Consider the following 23,898-nt stretch of genomic DNA (forward strand, 5'->3'; position numbering starts at 1 on the left):
GTATGCCGGGAACTTCGTTTTTTCATCAGGCGCGTAATAATGCCTGGTCCAATCACAGTCTGTTCGGGGTCTGTCAGAAGCTGACAGCGCACGAACTTGATGCCAAACGTACAAATTTTTCGCCCTCAATTCTTGAATCCCTGAACCATATGCTGACCGTTGACTGGTATTATCTCGATGCTCTTACCGACGGGGGACGGGGGGCTGATTGCCTGATCAATGAAATGCCGTTTCGCGATATCGCCAAACTGGCCGCTGCCCAGCGCGACACAGATCATAAACTGATGACCTTCTGTGAACAGCTGGGCGAAAAGGATGCCATGCGTGACGTGAAACTCGAACGTCAGAATAACGGGGTTACACACGAAACCGTCGCCGATATTCTGTCTCATCTGTTTGTCTATCAAACCCATCATCGTGGGCAGGTCCATGTTTTGCTGGGCCAGACCACACAGTCACCGCCACCACTTGATGACTATCATCTTGAATATGATGCGCCTTTTCCCGGAACGGGGTTTGAAATTCCCGGCGGTAAAGGTGCCTGAAGGATACCGATGAATAAACGAATGCTACGTCGTGCAATTTTGGTGGGCGGGATTGTTGTTCTTGCCGCGGCAAGCTATGGCGATCCCGAACGCCATATCGCCGATCTGATCTGGAAGAATGATGCCGCCCCCTGGGAAAAGGTAACAGCGGTCTATACGCCGGATGCTGCGGAGCCTCGCAAGATCGAAATCAGCGAAGCCGTCTTTGCCGATGTTGCGGCCTGCCGTGACCATGTCATGGAATTGGCGGCCGAGCGTGGCGATCCTGACCTTCAAAAAGGCAGTTTTGAATGTGCAGTCGGCTTTTACCCGCAAAGGGATGCGGAAAAAAAGACCGTGACCGGCGACTATCGGCTGATTGTCCGCTAGGCCCTAAAGCACATACCAAAGAAGGGCAGGCAGGGCGATGGCGGCAAGGAAGCTTGAGCTGATGACAACGCCTGCGACTTCTTCGGGTTCGCGGTTATAAAGCTGCGCAAACAGATAGCAGAACACCGCAACCGGCATCGAACATTGCAAGATCACAACGCCGCGTTCGATGCCCTCCAGCCCCATGACTTCCGAAAGACCCAGACCAACCCCGAACCCCATGCCAAGGCGCAACAGGCTAAGCGCTGTGCTGCGCGCAAGGCTGACCGGACGCAGCTTGGCCAGTGACACACCAAGCGTGAACAGCATCAGTGGAATGGTCAGCTGCCCGATCAGGTTGGTGGTGTTGTAAAGCCATGCCGGAACGTCGGTGTCGGTCGCAAGGAAAACCGTCGCAATCAGGGTTGCCGGAATGATCGGCATCTTGGCCAGTGATCGGATCGAGAAACTGCCCGAGACAAAAGCAACCCCGATGGTCAGTTGCAAAACAACATAGGTGGCAAAAAACGCCACCGACAAAGCCAGACCTTCCTTGCCATAAGCCAGCATGCAAAGCGGCAAGCCGACATTGCCGACATTCGGCCAGGTCAGCGATTGCAAATAGGTGCGCGGAGACAGATTGAAAACCTTAAGGATCGGCCAGCCGATCAGCGCAAACAGAATGTTCGCCGCAAGGGCAGCCGTTCCCATTAAAATCAGGGCATCCCCCCCAAGTTCGACCGTGGCAAGGGCGGCAAAGGTCAAACAGGGTGTCGCGAAATAGGTGACAATGGATGTCACAAGGTTGGTATCAAAATGCTTGCCGGCACGGGCCCAGAAATAGCCAAGTCCTGCGGTAATAAAGACCGGTGCCAGAATGGCTAGAATATCGGCAAACATTGAATACGCTTTCTCTGATCAGGTTCTTTTAACCAGAACCTGTCACGGCGGGCCATATTTCTGCAAGCGAATAATGGTAATACCACTTTGTTTTTCGCGCTGCGGAATGTGGGGTGCCTTTTGCCCGCGAACTTGCCATATTGGCAAAGCTTGCGGCATTGTTGCCCGAAACTGATTGCGTAAAAGGTTGCTGATGCAAAGCCCGTCCCATGATTCCGTCAAACGTCATCTGATTGATCCTGCACCCCGATTTCGGGATCGGCGGCATTTGCTTCCTGCGGTCTTTCTGGATCGGGACGGCGTGATCAATGAAGAAGTCCATTATCTGTCACGTGTCGAGGATTTGCGTCTGATTGACGGTGTTGCAAGCGCCATCCGTCGTTTGAACGAGGCCGGGATTCCGGTGATTGTTGTCACCAACCAGTCGGCGGTTGCCCGTGGCTATATCTCGGAAGATCAGCTTCTGGATATTCATAAGGCACTTGTCGCCATGTTGGCTGAACAAAAGGCCTCTTTGCAGGGCATCTTCTATTCCCCCTATCATGAAAAGGGCGAGGGAGATTATCGGCGCGAAACAACCTGCCGCAAACCGCAACCAGGCATGTTGCTGGCTGCGGCGGACGAGTTCGCCATTTCATTACCTGACAGTGTGCTGGTTGGTGATCGTATCAATGATGTTCGCGCAGGACATGGCGCGGGGGCGCGTGCGGTCATGGTGCGAACCGGGCATGGGGCCAAGGAAACGCAACTGCCCGAAGCAGCCGAAGCAGACGTGATAGCCGATGATCTCGCCGCTGCGATTGATATCATTCTGGATTCAATGATCGCCCGATAAGGCGGTGAGTTGTCAGGGGCCTACCCCCGTTGAAGGCACCAGTTCTGCCACATCTCGCGGCAGGCCTCTTCGAATTCGCGGGCAATGGCCGGTGGGTGAAACGCCTTGCTGTTGCGGATGCGTTCACGCATGTTTTCGCGGATGCTGGCAAGGGCGGTAAGGTCGGAACTCAGCATGATGCATTTATCGACATACCCTTTTTCGGTTTGCGCGCATAATGCCTCAAGCCCGATATCACTCAGTAATCCAAGCCCCAGTCGAGACCCTGGAAGGTCATTGGCAAGCGATACAAACGGCACGCCAGACCACAGCATCTCGAAATAGTTTTCAAGCGACATGGCGGGAAACGGCGCAAGACCGATATCAATCTGGGCAAACAGAGCCGGGCGATCTTCTTTGGCAACAGCACCGGCAAGATCCAGTCGGTCACGATTGATCCCGGCCTGACGGATGCGGTCCAGGAACGTCTTGGCGGCATATGAATCCTCAAGAACGTCGTCCTGAATGACGATGCGGCTGTTTTTGACTTTATTGAGGATGCGGGCAAAGCAAATCAGCGTTTCGTCACTGATATTGGCAACCCGGTCAATGCAGCCAAACCGGATAATTTCGTCACCGAATGCCGCCGGAAGCGGGCTGACAGGTAAAGCATCATCTCGTTCAGCCGGAAGATACGGCCCCATCTCCAGTCTCTGGGGGCGTTCGGAAAACTGTTTGTTATCGGCAAGGCTGCCACTGAACACTTCCTTGTGCCCGATCAGATAGTCAATCTGCGCAATCCCGGTTGTTGCCGCTGAAAGGCTGGCCTGAACCGGTGCGGCGTAAAGGGCAAAGACCTCAATCGGCTGGGTCGGGTGCGCGCCGCAAATATCAATCAGGATATCGATCTTGTCCTTGCGAATGCGATCGGCAATCTGCATCGGGTCCTGACCAAATACCTCGCGCCAGCCATCAGCCATGACTTGCCAGGACCGTGTGACATCATCAGGTCGCGGTGTTGCCGAATACAGGAACAGCTCGATCTCATGCCGGTTCAGGTGGCGCGCCAGCGTCCCCAAAAGAGCATGCGACGGATGCTCGCAGAAAAATGGTGACAGCCACCCGATGCGCAGACGCTTGTCGGCCTGTGTGCTATTGGCAAATACCGGTTTTGCTGCAATCGGCATATGGTGCTTTGCCCAGTTCTTCGCGGCCTTGGCATGGTCCGAGGTGTTTGCGGATGCCAGTTTGACCTTGGTGCGCAGCAAAAGGGCGTCGGCAGTCGCATGGTCAGGATGTTTTTTAAGGATCGCTTCAAGGGTTTCGATGGTTGCTGCGATATCGCCGCATTTCAACGTGATATCTGCCAGAACCAGATCAATATCGGCTGTATCCTTGGTGAGCTGCCGGGCGGTTTTCAAAAGCGCAATTGCCTTGGCATATTGCCCCTGATGGGCAAGTGCCTGTCCAAGTCCGCGCAATCCGGGAACGAATTTCGGATTGATGCTGAGCGCGCGCTGAAACAGGCCTTGTGCCAGCTCAGGATACCCAAGCCGCAAATAAGCGCCACCAACACGACAGATATATTCCGGTGAAATCCCCGCCGTCCGGGCCGCATGTTCAAGCGAAGTCAAAGCCGCTTCTTCCTGACCCAGTGCGTGCAGCGCATCACCAAACAGCAACAAGCCTTCGTAATGATCCGGTTTTAACCCCAGCAAGCGCCCCAGAAGATCAACCGCCTGTCCCAGATGCCCGCGCGGCATTTCAAGACGCGCCAGATGATAAAGGGCTGTGGGGAAGTCGCCGTGATAGCTGATGGCCTGTTTGAACTGATCAATTGCCTTTTCAATCTGGCCTGAACTCTCAAGCGCGATCGCATAGTTGCATCTGGCGGCCGGATTGGCCCCGAAACTTGAAAGGCAGCTTTCAAAAAGATCAATCGCCTCGCCATGGCGCCCAAGTCCGGTCAGAAGTGTTGCCAGAAGATGCTCGGCCTCTGCATTATTGGGCGCGATATCAAGAACCTGGCGGTAAATTTTCTCTGCTTCTTCGGGGCGATTACCCTCATGCGCACTAAGTCCGCGTCGCAACAATGTCTTGAGTTGGTCGGACATGGGGGTGCGTTTCTCCGCCGGATCATCATTTCTGAATTCTGCAATTGGTCTCAAGACATTAAAGGGTTTGGGGGAACCTTTAAAGTGGTCAGTTGTGACAGGCGGGCAGACGGTTGCCAAATCGGAAAAAAAAGAACCCCGAACCGTTACGGGTCCGGGGCGAGAATGGGAGTGGGAGAATCGCCTGGCGGCGATAATCACTTGTTAAGATATGGATTGTTTGGATGAAGATCGCCTATCCAAGGGGATAGTGGCTTTGGTATTTGGGGTAGGTATTTCAGGATAATGGAATAAAAGATGTGAAGTGGTTCACTTATTTCCGAAATGGTCTGTTATCTTGTCTGATTATCATGTGCAAAGTGGATGGTCGCGTAGCAATCATACCCAATGATCGGTCCGTGCGAAATTTTCAGGCAAAAAACTGTCAAAAAGCGCGAATACTGTGCTAGAACGCGACTATATTAAAGAAACAGACCCCGCGAAGATTTAGAGAGGTTCCTTCCATGCCGGAATATCGGTCCCGTACAACAACCCATGGCCGCAATATGGCTGGTGCGCGCGGCCTTTGGCGCGCCACTGGTATGACTGACGAAGATTTCGACAAGCCGATCATCGCCGTCGTCAACAGTTTCACCCAGTTTGTGCCCGGTCACGTCCATCTCAAGGATCTGGGCCAGATGGTCGCCCGCGAGATCGAGGCTGCTGGCGGTGTGGCCAAGGAATTCAACACCATTGCCGTTGATGACGGTATCGCGATGGGCCATGACGGCATGCTCTATAGTTTGCCTTCGCGCGAAATCATTGCCGATTCTGTCGAATATATGGTCAATGCCCATTGCGCCGATGCGATGGTCTGCATTTCCAACTGTGACAAGATTACCCCGGGTATGCTGATGGCTGCGATGCGCCTTAATATCCCGGCTGTGTTCGTTTCGGGTGGCCCGATGGAAGCAGGAAAGGTCATTCTGAACGGCGAAGAGCATCACCTTGATCTGATTGATGCGATGATCCAGGCTGCCGATCCGAATGTTTCCGATGAACAGGCCAAGGTGGTCGAGCGTTCTGCATGCCCGACTTGCGGGTCTTGCTCGGGCATGTTTACCGCGAACTCGATGAACTGTCTGGCCGAGGCGCTTGGTCTTGCGCTTCCGGGTAACGGATCTGTGCTGGCAACGCATGCTGCGCGCAAGGAACTGTTCCTTGAAGCAGCACGGACTTCGGTCAAGCTCGCACGTCGCTATTACGAAGAAGAAGACGTAACTGCGACCCCGCGTGGCATTGCCACGTTCGAGGCCTTTGAAAACGCCATGGCGCTTGATATCGCAATGGGTGGCTCGACCAATACGGTTCTGCATCTTCTGGCGATTGCCAAGGAAGCCGAGGTCGATTTTACCATGGCCGATATGGATCGTCTGTCACGCAAGATCCCGTATCTTTCCAAGGTTGCGCCAAACCACCCGAAATTCCACATGGAAGACGTCCATCGTGCCGGTGGCATCATGCGTATTCTGGGTGAACTTGATCGTGCCGGTCTGTTGCACACCGATGTTTCGACCGTGCATACCAAGACCATGGCCGATGCCCTTGAAAAATGGGACATCAAACGCACCACCAACGAAGCTGTCCACAAATTCTATCGTGCGATGCCAGGCGGCGTTCCGAGCCAGACGGCATTTTCTCAGGAACGCTACTGGGACGATCTCGATCTTGACGAAAAAGAGGGCTGCGTTCGTGATGTGGCGCACGCCTACAGTCAGGATGGCGGTCTTGCGGTTCTGTTTGGCAACCTTGCGGTCAATGGCTGCATTGTTAAAACCGGTGGTGTGGATGAAAGCATCCTGAAATTCTCCGGTCCGGCCGTGATCTGTGAAAGCCAGGACGAGGCTGTTGCCAAGGTTCTTGGTGGTGAAGTCAAGGAAGGTGACGTTGTCATCGTCCGTTACGAAGGACCGAAAGGCGGACCGGGCATGCAGGAAATGCTCTATCCGACCAGCTATCTGAAATCGATGGGGCTGGGCAAGGCCTGTGCTCTGATCACGGATGGTCGTTTCTCGGGGGGGTCTTCGGGCCTGTCGATCGGTCACGTATCTCCGGAAGCCGCTGCTGGTGGCGATATCGGCCTGATCGAGCCGGGCGATATGATCGAAATTGATATTCCGAACCGTTCGATCAAAATCGCTGTGGACGACGCTGTTCTCGCCGAACGCCGCAAGGCGATGGAGGCCAAGGGTCCCGAGGCGTGGCGTCCGGCCAAGCCGCGCAAGCGTAAAGTCTCGACCGCCCTTCGCGCCTATGCCGCCATGGCAACCAGTGCCGATCAGGGGGCAGTTCGTGATGTCAGTCAGGTCGAGTTCTGATCGGTCCTGCACCAACAACAGTTATGAAAAAGGGCACCTTTGGGTGCCCTTTTTTGTTTTGGAATGCCCGCATTCAGGACAGGGCCTGTTCCAGCGGTAAATTGTCATATCCAAGCGCATCTGCCACCGCTTGGTAGGTGACCTTGCCATTATGGATATTAAGGCCCGCTGCCAGATGCGGATCATCCTTGCAGGCCTGTTTCCACCCCTTGTTGGCCAGTGCAAGGGCAAAGGGCAGGGTGGCGTTGTTCAGTGCAAAGGTTGATGTGCGTGCAACGGCACCGGGCATATTGGCAACGCAGTAATGCACGACATCATCAATGATATAGGTCGGATCAGCATGGGTGGTGGCTTTGGATGTTTCAAAGCAGCCACCCTGATCAATGGCGACATCGACAATCACCGATCCGGGTTTCATCTTTGAAAGCTGTTCCTTGCGGATCAGTTTGGGGGCCGCAGCACCGGGGATCAGAACCGCGCCAACAACCATGTCGGCATCAAAGACCAGGGCTTCGGTGTCGTCAATCGTTGCATATTGGGTTTTGATGCGGGGACCGAAAACGTCATCAATATAGGTCAGGCGTTTGACATTCTTATCGAGAATGGTGACATCAGCCCCCATGCCGGCAGCGATCCTTGCGGCATTGGTGCCGACAACACCGCCACCGATCACGACAACCTTTGCGGGCGCCACACCGGGAACACCGCCAAGCAAGACCCCGCGTCCGCCATTTGCTTTCTGAAGGGCGGTTGCACCGACCTGCGGGGCCATGCGTCCTGCCACCTCGGACATCGGTGCCAGAAGTGGCAAGCCGCCATTCCGGTCCGTCACGGTTTCATAGGCAATTGCTGTTGCGCCAGATTTGATCAGGCCAGCGGTCTGGTCCGGGTCCGGGGCAAGATGGAGATAGGTAAACAGCAACTGACCTTCGCGTAGCTGTTCATATTCAACCTTCTGCGGCTCCTTGACCTTGATAACCATTTCAGCGGTGGCAAAAATTTCGGCTGCGGTTCCGACAATTTCCGCACCCGCAGCCACATAATCTTCATCACTGCAACCGATCCCGGCACCTGCCATGGTTTCGATTTTCACCTTGTGACCATGAATGGTCAGCTCCCGGACTGAACTTGGCGTCAGTCCGACACGGTACTCGTTGTTTTTGATTTCCTTTGGAACACCAATCAGCATTTCGTTTTCTCCCGACGAATTCAGGTGGTAATCGGGTTATCTCCCGGCTTTGACCGGGGACTCCCGGGCATTTCGCGCCCATTTTTGATTGTTTGTGCATGATACCCTAAAAATGGGGCAATTAATCTTCAATTCCAGACCCGTTTGGTGATATCATTGCTAGATAATTTAAAAGAATGACCTAAATCTCGGAGGATTATTCTAATGCAGATGGACGAACGTGACCGCATGATCCTGCGTTTGTTGCAGAAAGATGGTCGCATCAGCAACGCGGACCTTGCTGAAAAGGTCAACCTGTCGGCTTCGGCCTGTTTGCGGCGTGTGCGCCTGCTCGAAGAGGCGGGCTTTATTGATCATTACACGATGCTGCTCAATCCGGCCCGGATTGGCAAACCGGGCAATGCGTTCGTCAATATCGCAATTACCCGTCAGACCCGCGAAGCACTTGAGACCTTTGAACGAGAAGTCCAGAAGGTGCCCGAGGTTGTCGAATGCTATCTTCTGGCCGGACAAAGCGATTATCTGGTGCATGTTGTCTATAGTGACACCGCCGATTACGAGCGCATCCACAGCGAAGTCCTGACCCAGCTTCCCGGTGTCGAGCGCGTTCAAACCGTGATCACGCTTCGTGAAGTCAAACGCACCACCGAATTGCCGGTCTAGAACCCCTGAAATACTGAACGTGTGCATCTCTGATGCGAATACAAGGCCCGTTATCTGACGGGCCTTGATGGTACCTTGCCTTGATCTTTTAAAAGTCGTGCGGCGGGATAAAACCGGTTTCGGCATCTGCGACTCGTCAGGGAAATGTACAGATTCGCAAGATTTGTTCGGAAATTTGGTGCTGGTTGATTTTATGTGACCGTTATTCATCTACCGGAGAGGATGTGTCACAGATAAAATCCCTGTTTTTTCAAGGTGTCATAAGTTTTGTCTATTTATTCTCGTTCCACGGTTTGACTTTTAGGTGAATTACAATGCAATAATATTGCGGGGAAAAACGCTGGGGGAAGCTAATAAATATGGAACAAGAAAATCTTGTTCGTGCGCGAAGCCACGAACAGAAACTGAAGCGTCGTGCTGATATCCTTGAGGCTGCACGTGCGCTGTATCTTGAAGGCGATGGAACCTTGCCATCGGCAGCCGAGGTTGCTCGAAAGGCCAATCTGGCCAAGGGAACCCTTTATCTCTATTTCTCAAGCAAGGAAGCCCTGTTTCTTGAAGTGCTGCGCCATTTCCAGAAGGGCTGGTTTGAGAACAATCTTGATATCATTGATCAGGAAGCATTGCGTCGCCCCGAAGAGCGGGACTCTACCCGTGTGGCGCGCGAATTCGTGCAATATCTGGTGAAGAACGAGAAGTTTCTCTGTCTCGCATCCTTGGCGCAAGGCGTTCTGGAATCAGGCTCGGACGATGAAATGGTCGTCGGTCAGCGCCGTTTTCTGGCCTCTATGGTCAAACGTACGGCTGATGCCCTGGCAGAGCTTTATGCGATCACGCCGGACGAGGCCAGCAAGCTGATGCGGTCTTCCTATGCGCTGGTGCTTGGGTTGTGGCAGATGTCACAGCTTCCGGAACGGGTGAAGCGCCTGATGGAACAGAACGCCCTGAACAGCCTTATCATCGATTTTGGAGAAGCTGCCGAAGAGGCCGTGGTGTCTTATTGGCAGGTTGCTGCACCGGGCATGAAATGTCGCGAGATGATGCGACGTGCCGCAGCAGGTGAATGTTCCTGAGCAACAGGTTTTCAGATCATCTGATTACATGAAAACAGCGCCGAAAGATTTCTTTCGGCGCTGTTTTTGTCTGAGCATTTTGGTTCAGGAAATCGGGTCTATATGTCGCTCGCATTTGCTGTGCGGTTGCGCATTCGTTCAGATCGCAGGATCATGATGCTTGCGATCACAATCAAGATCGACACAGCAAGAATGATCAGTGTGGCTAATGCGTTGATCTCTGGCGATACCCCAAGACGCACGGACGAGAAGACCTTCATCGGAAGGGTGGTTGACCCCGGTCCGGCGACAAAGCTTGCAATCACCAGATCATCAAGCGACAGCGTAAAGGACAGAAGCCAGCCCGCCAGAAGGGCCGGAAGGATCATCGGAAGCGTGATGACGAAAAAGATCTTGCCGGGCTTTGCGCCCAGATCCATCGCGGCTTCCTCGACCGAGATATCCATCCCCGACAGGCGCGACTGCACAACAACCGCGACATAGGCCGCACAGAAGGTCGAATGCGCGATCGTGATTGTTGAAATCCCGCGTCCTGCCGGCCAGCCGACAATTTGTTCAAGGGTTACAAACAACAGCAAAAGCGACAGACCGGTAATGACTTCGGGCATCACAAGCGGGGCTGCGATCATGCCTGAAAACAGGGTGCGTCCCTTGAACCGGCCAAAGCGTGACATGACAAGCCCGGCTGGCGTGCCAAGTGCAAGTGCAAGGGTTGCCGACATCACACCGATCCGAAGGCTGTTCCAGGCGGCATCAATCATGCCGTCATTGTTAAACAGCGACACGTACCATTTGGTCGAAAAGCCCGACCATACGGTCACCAGCTTGCCTTCGTTAAACGAATAGATGATGACAAGCAGGATCGGCACATAAAGAAAGGCAAAGCCAAAGGCCAGTGCCGAAATCAGGAAGGTTGAACGTTTACCACTCATTGCTGGCCTTCCTCCTGCTTGGTCTGGATATGCTGGAACCACATGATCGGAACAACCAGGAAGACCAGCATCGCAATCGCCACCGCCGATGCAATCGGCCAGTCACGGTTGGCAAAGAATTCGTTCCAAAGCGTTCGACCGATCATAAGGGTATTCGGACCGCCCAGAAGTTCCGGAATAACGAATTCGCCCACAGCCGGAATAAAGACCAGAAGCGATCCCGCCAGAATCCCCGGAAGTGACAGCGGCAGGGTAACTTTGACAAAGGCCTGCCAGGGCTTGCAGCCAAGATCAAGGGCTGCCTCGATCAGGCTGATATCCATTTTCTCAAGTGTCGAGTAAAGCGGCAGGATCATGAAGGGCAGGTAGGTGTAGACAATCCCGACATAGACCGCGAACTCGGTCTGGCGCATGATCAGTGGTTCGGAAATGATGCCGGTCCACAGCAGGAATGCATTGATCAGGCCTTCGCGATCCAGAATCCCGATCCACGCATAGACACGGATCAGAAAGCTGGTCCAGAATGGCAGGATCACAAGCATCAGAAGCACACTGCGCATCGATCCGCGCGCACGGGCAATCCCGTAGGCCATCGGATAGCCGATCAGCAGGGTGATGACGGTGGAGATCGCGGCAATCCGGATCGAATTCAGATAGGCCGTCGCATAAAGGCTGTCTGATAACAGGAACAGGTAGTTCCCGAAATTAAGCGTTATCGTTACACCTTCATCAATCCAGGCGAACAGCGCGCTATAAGGCGGCTGCGCATATTCGGCCATGGAAAAACTGATCTTCAGAACGATCAGAAACGGCACCAGGAAGAACAGGAAAAGCCAGAAATACGGAATACCTATGACCAGTACCCGGCCATGCTTGATCATCCAGCGATCAAAACGTTGTTTCAGGGTTAGCTTGTCACTGCTCATTGGTTCAGAACCGAAGCAGCCCCGGCCTCCCACGATACCCAGACGCTGTCTTCCCACGTGTAACGCGGTTCTATCTGGCGGGTGGAATTCGGTTCGGTCACCTTGATGCGTTTGCCGCTTGCAAGGCGCACGTGATAGGTCGAAATGCCGCCAAGATAGCCGATCTCTTCAACCTTGCCCGACACACAGTTATATTTGGTGTCTTCCGGTGCCTCTTTGGTCAGACGCAGGCGTTCGGGGCGAATGGCGGCCCAGAATGTCATGCCCTCGTGGCCCTGAACCGCGTGATCAATGTAGATTTCGCAACCGGCTTCGTCGGATTTGATGACAGCGTATTTCTCGTCATCATCAACCAGAACGCCTTCGATCAGGTTGACCTGACCAAGGAAGTTCGCCGTGTAGCGGCTGTTGGGATATTCATAAAGTTCGAACGGCGTTCCGATCTGGTTGATCACGCCTTCATTCATCACGGCGATACGTGATGCCATCGTCATGGCTTCTTCCTGGTCATGGGTTACCATGACAAAGGTCGTGCCGACTTTTTCCTGAATATTGACCAGTTCGAACTGGGTCTGTTCGCGAAGCTTCTTGTCAAGTGCGCCAAGCGGTTCATCAAGCAACAGAACCTTGGGGCGCTTGATCAGTGAACGGGCAAGGGCGACGCGCTGGCGCTGTCCGCCCGAAAGCTGATGGGGTTTGCGTTTGGCAAACTTGCTCATCTGGACAAGGCCAAGCATCTCGGCCACCAGTTCCCTGATCTCGCTGCGCGAAACCCCGTCCTGCACAAGGCCGAATGCGACATTCTGCTCGACGCTCATATGCGGGAACAGGGCATAGGACTGGAACATCATGTTGGTCGGGCGTTCATAGGCCGGAACACCGTCCATATCGACGCCATCAATATAGATTTTTCCCGATGTCGGTTCCTCGAACCCGGCCAGCATGCGCAGAAGCGTTGTTTTCCCGCAGCCCGAACCGCCCAGAAGGGCAAACAGTTCGTGGCGATAAATATCAAGGGAAACATCATCAACGGCGTAGAAGTCACCGAATTTCTTGGTCACATTCTCAAAGCGGATATAGGGAACCGCATCCGGGTTGTTCCAAGGTTGCGTCTTATGCACGTCCTCATGCGCGCGATCCAAAACCGCCTCAGGCACCAGCATTCTCCCCTGTTTCAAATTCATGATGAACCGATAATTCCAGACGACAGTCCCTGATGATCTGCTGCGCAATCTTTGAATGTTGCGTCGGCGCCGGTATGTCGGTTCGCTCTGATAACAGGATGAAGCAATTCTACAATCTGTAAAGAGGGGTGTGCGATATTTTGAACAACAACCCGTATATGCCGCCAAAAATGGCAGGAAATGACCTTGGGGTGTTCAGAAAATGTGCATTATTCAACGGGCCTCAGGCTGTGGGCTGTTGGTCGGGCATGTGTGAATATCATCACAGGATCGCGAGTCACATCACGGCCCGGCTGCACATCAAAAAGGGCGCGATCAAAATCGCGCCCTTTGACGTTCAGAAGGTCCGACCATCAAGTGATGGTCGCAATAGATTTCTTACTGACCGGTTTTAAGTTTGGTCCACAGACGGGTACGGGTACGCAATTCGCGAGGACCCGGTTCGATTTTCGAACGCAGACGTTCCTTGACTTCCTGAGACGGGTAAACGCCCGGATCAGATTTCAGCGCTTCGTCGATCATCGGCATGGCTGCAAGGTTCGGTGTTGCATAGGCGACATAGTTTGCAATGTCGGCTTCAACATCGGCACGCAGGACATAATCGATGAATTTGTGTGCGAGCTCGGCATGCGGTGCATCGGCCGGGATCATCATCACGTCAAACCAGATCAGGGTACCTTCATTCGGGATCACGTATTTGATCTCGTTGCCGTTGCCGGCTTCTTCTGCGCGGGCTGCTGCCTGACCAACGTCACCCGACCAGCCGACAGATACGCAGACATTGCCGTTGGCAAGGTCGTTAATGTATTGCGAACTGTGGAAATAGGTGATGTACGGGCGGATTTTCTCCAGCTCGGCCATCGCACTTTCGATGCTTTCTGCGGTCGGTGCGCCTTCCGGCATGTTGCCAAGATAGAAGTTCACAAGCGGGACGATCTCGCCCGGATCATCCAGAAGCGTCAGGCCGCATTTGGACAGGGCTTCGGCATATTTCGGATCGAAAATCAGCGACCAGCTGTCAAGCGGCGCGTCATCCCCAAGGACTTCCTTGACCTTGGCAACGTTATAACCAAAACCGTTGGTGCCCCAAAGATACGGAACAGCGAAATCGTTGTTCGGATCGTATTTTGCGGTCTGGGCCAGAATGACCGGATCAAGGTTGCCGAAATTGGTCAGTTTGGTCTTGTCGACTTTCTGGAAAATGCCCGCCTGGATCAGGCGCTGGGCATCGGCCAGGGTCGGGACAACAATGTCGTAACCGGAATTGCCGGCAAGAAGCTTTGCCTCGACAACCTGGTTGCTGTCATAGACGTCGTAGTTAACCTTGATGCCGGTTTCTTTTTCGAAATTGGCAATGGTTTCTTCGCCGATATAGTCAGACCAGTTGTAGATGTTCAAAACATCTTCGGCTTGCGCTGCACCGGCAAAGCCGATCGAGGCAAGCACGACAAGGCTTGAAGATTTAAGAAGAGATTTCATTTCGCTGAGCCTCCCATGTGGCAGCGTTTGAAAGTTTGGTGATCCTGTTGTTTGCTTCCTCCAGGACCCGAGGACACGTCCAATATCCTTCGAATGCATCAGGATATTGTCAAACACAAGATGGAAAATTGTGCATTTTTCGCATCAAGTAAAAAATTAGGCATTTTCGATGCAATAATCTTGCGCCGGGACTTCACACCCGGCGCAAAATTCGACCCGCAGTTTTAAACGTTCAGCAGAAGATGCTCGCGTTCCCATGCACTGATCACGGTCTGATAGGCATCCCACTCGGCTTCCTTGACCGCCAGAACCGCTGCTGAGAATTCCTCGCCAAGCAGCTCTTTAAGCGGCTTGCAACGCTGGAACTTCGCCAATGCTTCATGGATATGGCGGGGCAGGGAATGGGCGCGGTCATAGCCCGAACCTTCGATCGGTGCGGTCGGCTCGATTTCTTCAATGATGCCAAGCAAGCCACAGGCAAGTGATGCGGCAACCGCCAGATACGGGTTTGCATCTGCACCCGGGATCCGGTTTTCGATACGGCGTGCCGCAGCCGGGCCATTGGGCTGACGCAGGCCGACGGTACGGTTATCAAGGGACCAGTGCATGTTGATCGGCGCATCCGACCAGGGCTGCAAACGGCGATAGCTGTTCATGTTCGGAGCCAGAAGCGGCATGGCCGCAGGCAGATAACGCTGCAGGCCGCCAATATAGTTCAGGAACATCTTGGAGTTCTCGCCATCATCATCGGCAAACAGGTTCTTGCCAGTGTTGATGTCGATCAGACTTTGATGGATATGCATGGCGCTGCCCGGATGGTTGCCCATCGGTTTTGCCATGAAAGTTCCATAGACTCCGTGCTTGAGTGCAGTTTCGCGCAGGGTGCGTTTGAACAGGAACGACTGGTCGGCCAGTTCAAGCGGCTCGCCATGGTTGAAGTTCATTTCAAGCTGGGCCGGGCCGGATTCGTGGCTCATGGTATCGGCATCGATATCCATGGCCTCGCAATAGTCATACAGGTCTTCGATCAGCGGATCGAATTCGTTGATCGCGTCGATTCCAAACGCGTTCGATGCCCGTTCCGGGCGCCCGGAACGTCCAATCGGCGGCTCAAGCGGGTTGTCCGGGTCGGTGTTTTTTGCCACCAGATAAAATTCAAGTTCAGGGGCAATGACCGGTGTCATGCCGCGTTCCTCAAAAGCCTTGAGAACACGTTTGAGAACCCCGCGCGGCGAGGTCGAAACTTCCTCGCCCGAGAAATGATAACAGTCGCAGATGATCTGAGCAGTCGGCTCCTCGTACCAGGGCACAACGCGGATGGTCTTCGGGTCAGGAACCATCACAACGTCTTTCTCGGCGGGATCAAGGAATGCATCGGTTTCTTCGGGATAGCCGCCAGTCACAGTCAGGCAGAAAATTGCCTCCGGGATGGCAAGGCTTTTGGCCTCCAGACCGCGCAGGAATTTCTGCGTCGGCAGGACCTTGCCCCTTGCGACCCCTGACATATCGGGGACGATGCATTCGACTTCTTCGATTTTACGCTCAGATAGCCACTTCTTGAGATCGGTGCTCATATGTAGTCGGGCGCTTTCACGCCAGTCCTTCAAAATTGCATTTTCTTGCGTTTTTCGGGCCATTCCCGACAAAATTCACAAGAAAGAATGTTGGTCTTCGAAGAGTTTTGTATTTAATTTTCTTATTGTCTTTGTTTTTCGAATTATAGTCGAAATATTGGTGTTATCGTCGAAGATATCAATTCATATCTCTGGAACGCTTCCACCATATTGCGCTATAAGTGCTCCAGATTATAAGGGCAGCGTTTGGACGCTGGTCAAGGAGGTATTATGAAAATCGAACATCCCTATCTTATGTTTCTTGGTGACGCGCCGGACGAACTGGCAGCAAAAACCGCAATCGGCATCAAACAGTGGCGTCCGGAATGGTGCGTCGGTCAGCTCAGCCTTCCGGGCTGTCAGGCCGACCTGGGCCTTCCGGAAATGTCCATTGCCGAAGCAAAGGCAGCAGGTGTTAAGACTCTGGTACTTGGCGTTGCCAACCGTGGCGGCATCATCGGTCCGGCATGGATGGAAACCCTTCTGGCAGCAATCGATGCCGGCATGGATATCGCCAACGGTCTGCATACCCGCCTTTCGACCATTCCCGAACTGGTTGAAGCTGCTGCTGCCAAGGGCGTGAACCTGTTTGACGTGCGTCACTTCGATGGCAAGGTTCCGGTCGGTAACGGTGAAAAACGTTCCGGCAAGCGTGTTCTGGCCGTCGGTACCGATTGCTCGGTTGGTAAAATGTACACCACGCTTGCCATTGATGCAGAGATGAAAAAACGCGGCATGAAGTCCGACTTCCGCGCGACCGGTCAGACCGGCATTTTCATCGCGGGTGAAGGCATCTCGGTTGATGCGGTGATCTCTGACTTCATTTCGGGTGCTGTTGAAACCATCGCACCGGCAAATGATGCAGACCACTGGGACGTCATCGAAGGGCAGGGCAGCCTGTTCCATGCATCCTTCTCGGGTGTAACCATGGGCCTCATCCACGGTTCGCAGGCTGACGCGCTTGTGATTTGCCACGAACCGACCCGTGCGCATATGCGCGGTCTTCCGGGCTACAAACTGCCCGATCTCAAGACCTGCATGGATGTCAACCTGATGCATGCCAAACTGACCAATCCCGATTGTGTGGTCGTCGGTTTTGCAATCAACACCAAGGCGCTTGACGATGCCGCTGCCAAGAAACTTCTGGCAGAGATCGAAGCGGAATTCGGTCTGCCGGCAGTTGATCCGGTTCGCATCGGCGTCGGTCCGATCGTCGACAAGCTCCAGGAGATTTAAGTTGCCCCAGCTTAGTGTGATTTCCGAAGTCTTTCCTCTGGCGCAGGTTTTCAAAATCTCGCGCGGGGCGCGGACCGAGGCACATGTGGTCAAGGTGACCCTGACGGACGGCACGCATACGGGCTATGGGGAATGCGTTCCCTATGCCCGTTACGGCGAAACTGTGGAAGGTGTCATTGCTGACATCAATGCACAGGCTGATGCGCTGTCACGTGGCATGACGCGTCTTGAGCTTCAGGATGCCATGAAAGCCGGCGCAGCGCGCAATGCTGTCGACTGTGCCTATTGGGATCTCGAAGCCAAGCGCACCGGACGCCGCGTTTGGGAAATGATCGGTCACAAGGCCCCCGAAGGGTTGGTGACGGCCGAAACGCTCAGCATCGATACGCCTGACAACATGCGCGAAGCGGCACGCAAAATTGCCCATGCGCCTTTGTTGAAGGTCAAGCTGAATGGTGAAAATGTTCTCGAATCCGTGCGTGCGGTTCGCGAAGGTTCACCCAAGGCCCGTATCATTGTTGATGCCAACGAGGCATGGACGCTGGATCTGCTTGCCGATATCGGCTCGGAACTTGACGGGCTTGGCGTTGAAATGATCGAACAGCCGCTTCCTGCGGGGCAGGATGATGGTCTGATCGATATCGACTGTCCGGTTCTGTTGTGTGCCGATGAGTCGGTTCACACGGTTGCCGACATTCCGCGTCTGGCCAATCTCTATGACATGATCAATATCAAGCTCGACAAGACCGGCGGTCTTACCGGTGCGCTGGAACTGGCAGAAGCCGCTTCCAAGGCCGGGATGCAGCTGATGACCGGGTGTATGGTGGGGACCTCGCTTGCGATGGCACCGGCCATGATCACCGGGGCAATGTCACGCATTGTCGATCTCGATGGCCCGATCTGGATGGCCAAGGACCGGGAAAATGCCCTGACCTTTAACAATGGGGTCATGGGGCTTCCTGATCGTGCTCTTTGGGGCTGATCATCATGTACCGGAGATTGCCCGGGATCGGGCAATTCTGATCCCTGTTACGATATACAAGGCCGCACCGAAAGACCCGGTGCGGCCTTGTTCGTTCGGGAAAGGTCGTTGACAGGCCGATGACCTACGGTGCCGATCAAGAAAGTTGCATTTTTCTTAAAGCGGCGCTGAAAATATTGGTTAACAAATTGTTATTTATTTTCAGGTGCTTACGTATAGATTTCCAACGGAAAAGTATCGAAATACTCACCGGTCGGGTACTTCCACCTCTAATGGATAGTTGTATCTTGGGTTAAATAAGGGAACCATGATGCTCATATGAGGGGACAGGTAGGGCCCTTTAAAAAACTGAAGCTGGAGCTGTACTGCGTGCTATCTGATCCCTTTAAAGATAGTAGACGCACTGCCGGATCTTTGCGGTGTTGCTATCGTGACTTCCTCTATACGCCAAGGCATGCAGAATTGATGCATTTGCGGCGCAAGGAGTCGATTCAGCTTTCCGCACGTTTTGCTGCTCTTTTTGTTCTTGTTCTTCTGCTGGCGGCCCCTTTCTGGGATCACAGTTTTTCCACCGATATCTGGTCGTCACAGACTGTTATAATGCGATTGCTGGTTGGTTTGGTTGCCTTGGCGGTCATTACCAATCGGGCTGTCAGTGCGCGGTTGCGACGCCGGTTTCCCTATTTGCCGATGTTGATGCTGATCGTTGCGGCCTGTTTGCTCAGCATCTTTTCCGGCAATGATCCCGAATCCACTATCTTGATGCATTCCGCCCATAGCTGTTTGATGCTGGGCCTTGTGCTGATGATTGCGATCATGCCAGTGACCCTGGTCGAGGCGATTTTGCTATCGCTTCCCATCATCGCGCTTTTGATCGTTGGCAGTTATGTCGATCTGGCAACCGGGGTCATCCCGCTTGAAATGCTGTTGTCGGTCTTGCTGCCGCTTGCCGTTTTTTCGGCCCTTGTGCAGCTTTACCGGACGATCATGGCTGCCCAGGAAATTGCGATCGACCCGCTTACGGGCTGTTATACCCGGGCCTTTGGCATGGAAATGATCAAGGTCAGCTTCGATGGTGCGCTTCGCAAACGCGCCCCTTACACCGTGGCCTTTATCGATCTTGATGACTTCAAGCAGATCAATGACCGCTATGGTCATGATTACGGGGATCGCATTCTGGGCGAGGTCGGGGAAAATCTGGTAACCCGGTTCCGGCGATCCGACCTTGTTGTCCGCTGGGGCGGGGAGGAATTCCTTGTTCTGCTGCCCGAGCTTGATCATGCGCGTGCAGCCGAAGTGCTGGACCGTGTTATGGCGCCGGGGCTGGCGGCACTCGAAAACGGTCAGGTTCAAAGGGCCAGTGTTGGCCTGTCAGAGCGGATCGAAGATGCGATTGCCCTGCCGCAAAACCTGATCGAGCTGGCTGATCGTCGCATGTATGAGGCCAAGAAGCGTCGCGATCATGATGATATGATCGCCAATAGCCTCTCGGGGCGTCGCAACGCTGTGGCGCGCAATCCCGGTGCTCCCTGCAGTGCCAAGGTTCAGCCTGTTGACCGGACGCTGAACTAGGCTTTCAGAGCTTTCCTGATTTTATTTTGATCCTTGTATTAAAACACCAGTCTTGCTGGATTGTGACAACAGGAACGTGTTTTAGGCAGGGCCAAAGTCATCATTGTGATCGCTTGGACCGCGGATTTGCGAATCCCTTGGATCATTTCCGGTGCAATTAGAGGCCAAAATAACCGTTCAACGGGAAATGATGGTGGCGGACAGGTGATTTTTGGTCCTGCCTGAAACCAGATTCGCGCCGATTCTCTTTCCGATTGTGAAAATACGCTTTTCTTCAGTGATCAAAAAATAATCTCTGACTGGGGATTTTCAGGGCGATTGACGGGCATTGTCATAAAATTGTGATCAAAAAACGTGCAGTAATATTTTTGGCGAAAAAATAGTCAAAAAGCTGTTGCGTCCTCCCCGGCAAATCGGTAATGTTCATTTGTGCGCTGCGGTAGGACGCAGTGCATTCCGGCGAGCGACTTGTCGCTCGTTTCTTGGACGTTTCCTCCCTAGACTTGGGCCGCTGTCACAGGCGGCCTTCTTTTTTGCCTGAATTCTGCCGTTTCGGTTGATGGTTGTGCTTGAAACTAACCGATTGGTCCAAAACTCCCCTGCTTTGAAAATATTATTGTGCGCTGCAAATCAATTTCCGGTTTTGCTGATGTGGCTGTGTCTTTTGTATGTGTGAACTCTTGTGTACCGCAGGATGCTTTTACCGAACATCGCGCCCTGTTGATTCGGTTCAAGTGTTAAAAAGGGCGCCATCACAGTTGTTTCTGCAATGGCGCCCTGGAATTCGCGGTTTCGAATGTTCTGAGATTACTTCTCTCGGGTCGGGTTGCCTTCGGGAATCGTGCCGTCACCATCCCCAAGCCCGCGCTGCATGATCACGCTATCGACCCAGCGACCGAGTTTGAAACCCGCTGATTGCAGGGTTCCGGCAACCCGGAAGCCCAGACGCGCATGCAGGCCGATAGAGGCTACGTTGGCGCTGTCACCGATCACCGCGACCATCTGGCGATAACCAAGCGCTGTGCACCGTTTAATCAGCTCTGAAAGCAACGCGCGACCCGCACCCTTGCCGACGACATCGGGTGCGATATAGATCGTGTCTTCGACCGTAAAACGATAGGCCGGGCGCGTACGATAGGACCCGGCATAGGCAAATCCCTCAACCCGGCCGTCAAGCTCTGCTACCAGATAGGGCAGGCCGCGCTCGCGCACATGTTGCCAGCGCGATGTCAGTTCGGCGATTTCCGGGGCGCGTTCCTCAAACGAGGCCAGCCCATGCAGGACATGATGGCCATAGATTTCAGTGATGCGCTCGAAATCTTCGGGTTCTGCGTCACGGATCACCAGATCGTGCAAAACAACACTGGTCGCGGTATCGGTCATTAAAGCGGGTTCCCGTCGAGATCATGGAAGGACGCAATCAGATTGGTCATCTGGTCGCGCAAAACGTCAAATCCGCGATGCGGGGTGATTGTGGCTTCATCCATGTAAAGCGCGCGCGACAGCTCGATCTGAAGACTGTGCACATGCTCCTCGGGGCGGCCGTAATGACGGGTGCAATATCCCCCGGCATAGGGGTCATTGTGCGCCGGGCCAAATCCCATATCGCGAAGACAATCATCCACAAACCGCGTCAGTGACGGGTGGCATGATGTTCCATAGCAATCGCCAAGCACCAGATCAACGCGGTTTTTTGTGCTGTCGGTGGAATCGCCGGGCATCGAATGGCAATCAATCAGGATGCAATAGCCAAATGTATCGCGCGTCTGCTCAATCAGCTTCTGCAAGGCCCGGTGATAGGGACGGTAATAGGTGTCAATGCGTTCGAATGCTTCTTCGACGGGCAGGCGGCCTTTATAAATCTCGACCCCGCCACTGACCACACGCGGAATCGACCCAAGTCCCGAAAGCGCGCGCATCGAATTGATTTCCGCATCATGGGGCAGGTCACCCTCGAACATGCGCGGATCAAGTTCCATCGCCGCCCGGTTCACATCGACATAGGCCCGCGGGAAGGTCGCGCAAAGCAGCGGTGCGCCGAGTTTCGGGGCCGCGCTGAACAGCTGATCGACAAAGGCATCTTCCGATGCGCGTAATTCAAACGATCCGATCCGTGCGCTTTCAATCAGATCCTGCGGGTATTGGCGCCCCGAATGCGGGGATGCAAAGACCACAGGCAAGGTCTGCCGTGGCGGCAGGATAACAGTAGCAGGCCCGCTAGAGGCAATTTCCGAAGGCAACTGGTTCATTGTCTTTCGTAATGTCCATCCCTGAATGGGTGTGTTGAATGTCCCGCGGTCCCCAAAAATCATATTGCACCTGATCAGGGGCAATATGTTCCTCTAGCATATGGTAATTGGAGCAGAATTGATGAAGATTTTTTGTCAAAAAACCATTTCTGGGGTTGCGCCTTTGTCTGCCTTGGGCTAAATACCGCCTCGCCGACGCAAACGGCACAGACCAATCCTTTCGATATGATAGGGGCGGTCTTCTGAAAGATGGATTTGCGGGCCTATAGCTCAGTTGGTTAGAGCGTTCGCTTGACATGCGAGAGGTCACAAGTTCGAGTCTTGTTAGGCCCACCATCTTTCACACCCATAGGGGCCTATAGCTCAGTTGGTTAGAGCGTTCGCTTGACATGCGAGAGGTCACAAGTTCGAGTCTTGTTAGGCCCACCATCTTTCACACCCATAGGGGCCTATAGCTCAGTTGGTTAGAGCGTTCGCTTGACATGCGAGAGGTCACAAGTTCGAGTCTTGTTAGGCCCACCATTCCCACCCCGCCGGGTTGCCGCGCGGGGTTTTGCATTTTCCAGCCTGAATGATTATCGCATCTGCGCGATGCTTTTTCTGAAGCGCATGGCGCTAAAGGCAAAGAAGGCGCTGGCAATCACAAAGACCAGCAGGAATTCGGGCCATACCACATCAATCCCGGCCCCGCGAAACAGGATCGCCTGCGCATATTTGACGAAATGCGTTGATGGGGCGATCTGCATGATGTTCTGAAGGGTTTCGGGCATGCTTTCAAGCGGGGTCGTTCCCCCCGACAGCATGCGAAGCGGCAGGACGACAAGGATAAATAGCAATCCGAATTGCGGCATTGATCGGGTCATGGTCGCAAGGAAAATGCCAAGTGCGGTGGCAAAGAACAGATACAAGACCGTCCCCGCCATGAATAAAAGCTTTGATCCGATCACCGGCACGCCAAGCACCAGCTGAACCACGAAGATCAGTGACAGCATACTGGCAATCAGGATCACAAGGCCGTTGGCCCAGACCTTTGCCATCATGATTTCAAACGGATCAAGCGGCATCACAAGAAGATGTTCAATCGTGCCATGTTCGCGTTCCCGAATAAGGGCCGCCCCCGAAAGAATGATCGACAGCATCGTGATGGCATTGATGATTTCCATGGTCGCCGTAAACCAGGAACTCGTCGCATTCTGGTTATAGGCATAGCGTGTGACGATCTGTGCCGCACTATCCGTATTGGCCCCCGCATAGGCCGATTTGCCCCCCAGCCAGCTTGAAACTTCCTGTGCGATGATGTTGCTGACATAGCCCTGACCGATCCCGGCCTGCATCATGGCGGTGGCATCGATATTAAGCTGCACTTCCGGATTGCGCCCGCCAATCAGATCGCGCTCAAACCGTGGCGGGATAACAAGGACAAAGGTGAAGGCTCCGCTATTCATTGCTGCATCCAGATCACGCTCGGCAATCTGCACCGGTGTCTGGAAAAATGGCGGCAGGAAAGCATCCCGAATGCGAAGCGATATGGCCGATCCGTCCTGATCGGAAATTGCAATCGATGCATTATTCAGGTCATGCGAAAAACCGGTCGCCGCGTTATAGATCGCAAATGAAAACGCCCAGACGATCAGGGCCATCAAAACGACATCGCGCCTGAGACTGTAAAGCTCCTTGATACCAAGGCGATAGATATTGCCAATCCGTCTTGAAAACATCGCC

General features: G+C 53.7%; 20 protein-coding genes and 3 tRNA genes. 12 read left to right on the forward strand and 11 right to left on the reverse strand.

Annotated features, from left to right (window positions below; translation table 11 throughout):
* Positions 1–2 precede the first annotated feature (2 nt).
* Together TH30_RS20010 and TH30_RS20015 are read left to right on the forward strand one after the other, a co-directional pair.
* On the forward strand, positions 3–545 hold the full coding sequence (locus TH30_RS20010; protein ID WP_181850414.1) for a DinB family protein: 543 nt from the start codon (positions 3–5) through the stop codon (positions 543–545).
* Positions 546–566: 21 nt separating this feature from the next.
* Entirely contained in the window at positions 567–914 is a 348-nt protein-coding gene (locus TH30_RS20015) for an aromatic amino acid lyase (RefSeq protein ID WP_147252085.1), read from the forward strand.
* A 3-nt stretch (positions 915–917) separates the two neighbouring features.
* On the opposite strand, the gene TH30_RS20020 is transcribed toward TH30_RS20015, so the two are convergent.
* The gene (locus tag TH30_RS20020; protein WP_114099858.1) at positions 918–1,793 is read right to left on the reverse strand and encodes an AEC family transporter; all 876 of its coding nucleotides are present in this window, start codon (positions 1,791–1,793) and stop codon (positions 918–920) included.
* A gap of 193 nt (positions 1,794–1,986) precedes the next feature.
* On the opposite strand from TH30_RS20020, the gene TH30_RS20025 reads away from it, so the two are divergent.
* Positions 1,987–2,628: a D-glycero-alpha-D-manno-heptose-1,7-bisphosphate 7-phosphatase gene (locus TH30_RS20025; RefSeq protein ID WP_114099859.1), complete on the forward strand. Its 642-nt coding sequence runs from the start codon at positions 1,987–1,989 to the stop codon at positions 2,626–2,628.
* Between the two features lie 20 nt (positions 2,629–2,648).
* Here the strand turns inward: TH30_RS20025 and TH30_RS20030 are convergent, their stop codons facing one another.
* On the reverse strand, positions 2,649–4,721 hold the full coding sequence (locus TH30_RS20030) for an O-linked N-acetylglucosamine transferase, SPINDLY family protein (protein ID WP_114099860.1): 2,073 nt from the start codon (positions 4,719–4,721) through the stop codon (positions 2,649–2,651).
* 503 nt (positions 4,722–5,224) lie between these two features.
* Here TH30_RS20030 and ilvD point away from each other — a divergent pair.
* Positions 5,225–7,078 (forward strand): dihydroxy-acid dehydratase, encoded by a 1,854-nt coding sequence (gene ilvD, locus TH30_RS20035; protein ID WP_114099861.1) that lies wholly within the window; start codon positions 5,225–5,227, stop codon positions 7,076–7,078.
* Positions 7,079–7,151: 73 nt separating this feature from the next.
* On the opposite strand, the gene ald is transcribed toward ilvD, so the two are convergent.
* Complete coding sequence (gene ald / locus TH30_RS20040) at positions 7,152–8,267, reverse strand: alanine dehydrogenase (RefSeq protein ID WP_114099862.1); 1,116 nt, start codon at positions 8,265–8,267, stop codon at positions 7,152–7,154.
* Between the two features lie 204 nt (positions 8,268–8,471).
* Here ald and TH30_RS20045 point away from each other — a divergent pair, with 204 nt between their 5' ends.
* On the forward strand, positions 8,472–8,930 hold the full coding sequence (locus TH30_RS20045; RefSeq protein WP_114099863.1) for an Lrp/AsnC family transcriptional regulator: 459 nt from the start codon (positions 8,472–8,474) through the stop codon (positions 8,928–8,930).
* A gap of 359 nt (positions 8,931–9,289) precedes the next feature.
* Positions 9,290–10,003 (forward strand): TetR/AcrR family transcriptional regulator, encoded by a 714-nt coding sequence (locus tag TH30_RS20050; protein ID WP_114099864.1) that lies wholly within the window; start codon positions 9,290–9,292, stop codon positions 10,001–10,003.
* A gap of 98 nt (positions 10,004–10,101) precedes the next feature.
* Here TH30_RS20050 and TH30_RS20055 read toward each other — a convergent pair whose 3' ends face one another.
* The 5 genes from TH30_RS20055 to TH30_RS20075 form a co-directional block, all read right to left on the reverse strand.
* Positions 10,102–10,935, reverse strand: a complete 834-nt coding sequence (locus TH30_RS20055; protein ID WP_114099865.1) for an ABC transporter permease subunit — start codon at positions 10,933–10,935, stop codon at positions 10,102–10,104.
* Positions 10,932–11,861, reverse strand: coding sequence for an ABC transporter permease subunit (locus TH30_RS20060; protein ID WP_114099866.1), 930 nt, complete (start codon positions 11,859–11,861; stop codon positions 10,932–10,934). The genes TH30_RS20055 and TH30_RS20060 overlap by 4 nt, the downstream gene beginning before the upstream one ends.
* Positions 11,858–13,024, reverse strand: a complete 1,167-nt coding sequence (locus TH30_RS20065) for an ABC transporter ATP-binding protein (RefSeq protein ID WP_114099867.1) — start codon at positions 13,022–13,024, stop codon at positions 11,858–11,860. Before TH30_RS20065 ends, TH30_RS20060 begins: the two co-directional genes overlap by 4 nt.
* Positions 13,025–13,423: 399 nt before the next feature.
* On the reverse strand, positions 13,424–14,524 hold the full coding sequence (locus TH30_RS20070) for a polyamine ABC transporter substrate-binding protein (RefSeq protein ID WP_114099868.1): 1,101 nt from the start codon (positions 14,522–14,524) through the stop codon (positions 13,424–13,426).
* Positions 14,525–14,748: 224 nt separating this feature from the next.
* Positions 14,749–16,098, reverse strand: coding sequence for a glutamine synthetase family protein (locus TH30_RS20075; protein ID WP_114099910.1), 1,350 nt, complete (start codon positions 16,096–16,098; stop codon positions 14,749–14,751).
* A gap of 270 nt (positions 16,099–16,368) precedes the next feature.
* Between TH30_RS20075 and dgcN the strand changes: the two genes are divergently transcribed.
* From dgcN to TH30_RS20090, 3 genes are all read left to right on the forward strand, one after another.
* Positions 16,369–17,373, forward strand: a complete 1,005-nt coding sequence (gene dgcN, locus TH30_RS20080; RefSeq protein ID WP_114099869.1) for an N-acetyltransferase DgcN — start codon at positions 16,369–16,371, stop codon at positions 17,371–17,373.
* Between the two features lies 1 nt (position 17,374).
* The gene (gene dgcA, locus TH30_RS20085; RefSeq protein WP_114099870.1) at positions 17,375–18,355 is read left to right on the forward strand and encodes an N-acetyl-D-Glu racemase DgcA; all 981 of its coding nucleotides are present in this window, start codon (positions 17,375–17,377) and stop codon (positions 18,353–18,355) included.
* Positions 18,356–18,955: 600 nt separating this feature from the next.
* On the forward strand, positions 18,956–19,927 hold the full coding sequence (locus tag TH30_RS20090; protein ID WP_258548805.1) for a GGDEF domain-containing protein: 972 nt from the start codon (positions 18,956–18,958) through the stop codon (positions 19,925–19,927).
* Positions 19,928–20,734: 807 nt separating this feature from the next.
* Here the strand turns inward: TH30_RS20090 and TH30_RS20095 are convergent.
* Together TH30_RS20095 and TH30_RS20100 are read right to left on the reverse strand one after the other, a co-directional pair.
* The gene (locus tag TH30_RS20095; protein WP_114099872.1) at positions 20,735–21,310 is read right to left on the reverse strand and encodes a GNAT family N-acetyltransferase; all 576 of its coding nucleotides are present in this window, start codon (positions 21,308–21,310) and stop codon (positions 20,735–20,737) included.
* On the reverse strand, positions 21,310–22,176 hold the full coding sequence (locus TH30_RS20100; protein ID WP_114099873.1) for an N-formylglutamate amidohydrolase: 867 nt from the start codon (positions 22,174–22,176) through the stop codon (positions 21,310–21,312). The genes TH30_RS20095 and TH30_RS20100 overlap by 1 nt, the downstream gene beginning before the upstream one ends.
* 259 nt (positions 22,177–22,435) lie before the next feature.
* Between TH30_RS20100 and TH30_RS20105 the strand changes: the two genes are divergently transcribed.
* The 3 genes from TH30_RS20105 (at position 22,436) to TH30_RS20115 (ending at position 22,698) form a co-directional block, all read left to right on the forward strand.
* A tRNA-Val gene (locus TH30_RS20105) sits at positions 22,436–22,512 on the forward strand.
* A 16-nt stretch (positions 22,513–22,528) separates the two neighbouring features.
* A tRNA-Val gene (locus TH30_RS20110) sits at positions 22,529–22,605 on the forward strand.
* A 16-nt stretch (positions 22,606–22,621) separates the two neighbouring features.
* A tRNA-Val gene (locus tag TH30_RS20115) sits at positions 22,622–22,698 on the forward strand.
* Between the two features lie 53 nt (positions 22,699–22,751).
* On the opposite strand, the gene TH30_RS20120 is transcribed toward TH30_RS20115, so the two are convergent.
* Positions 22,752–23,894 carry an ABC transporter permease gene (locus TH30_RS20120; protein ID WP_114099874.1) on the reverse strand — a complete coding sequence of 381 codons (1,143 nt, stop codon included), beginning with the start codon at positions 23,892–23,894 and terminating at the stop codon, positions 22,752–22,754.
* Positions 23,895–23,898 lie beyond the last annotated feature (4 nt).

It is taken from the genome of Thalassospira profundimaris, from assembly GCF_003326795.1.
Classification (GTDB): domain Bacteria; phylum Pseudomonadota; class Alphaproteobacteria; order Rhodospirillales; family Thalassospiraceae; genus Thalassospira; species Thalassospira profundimaris_C.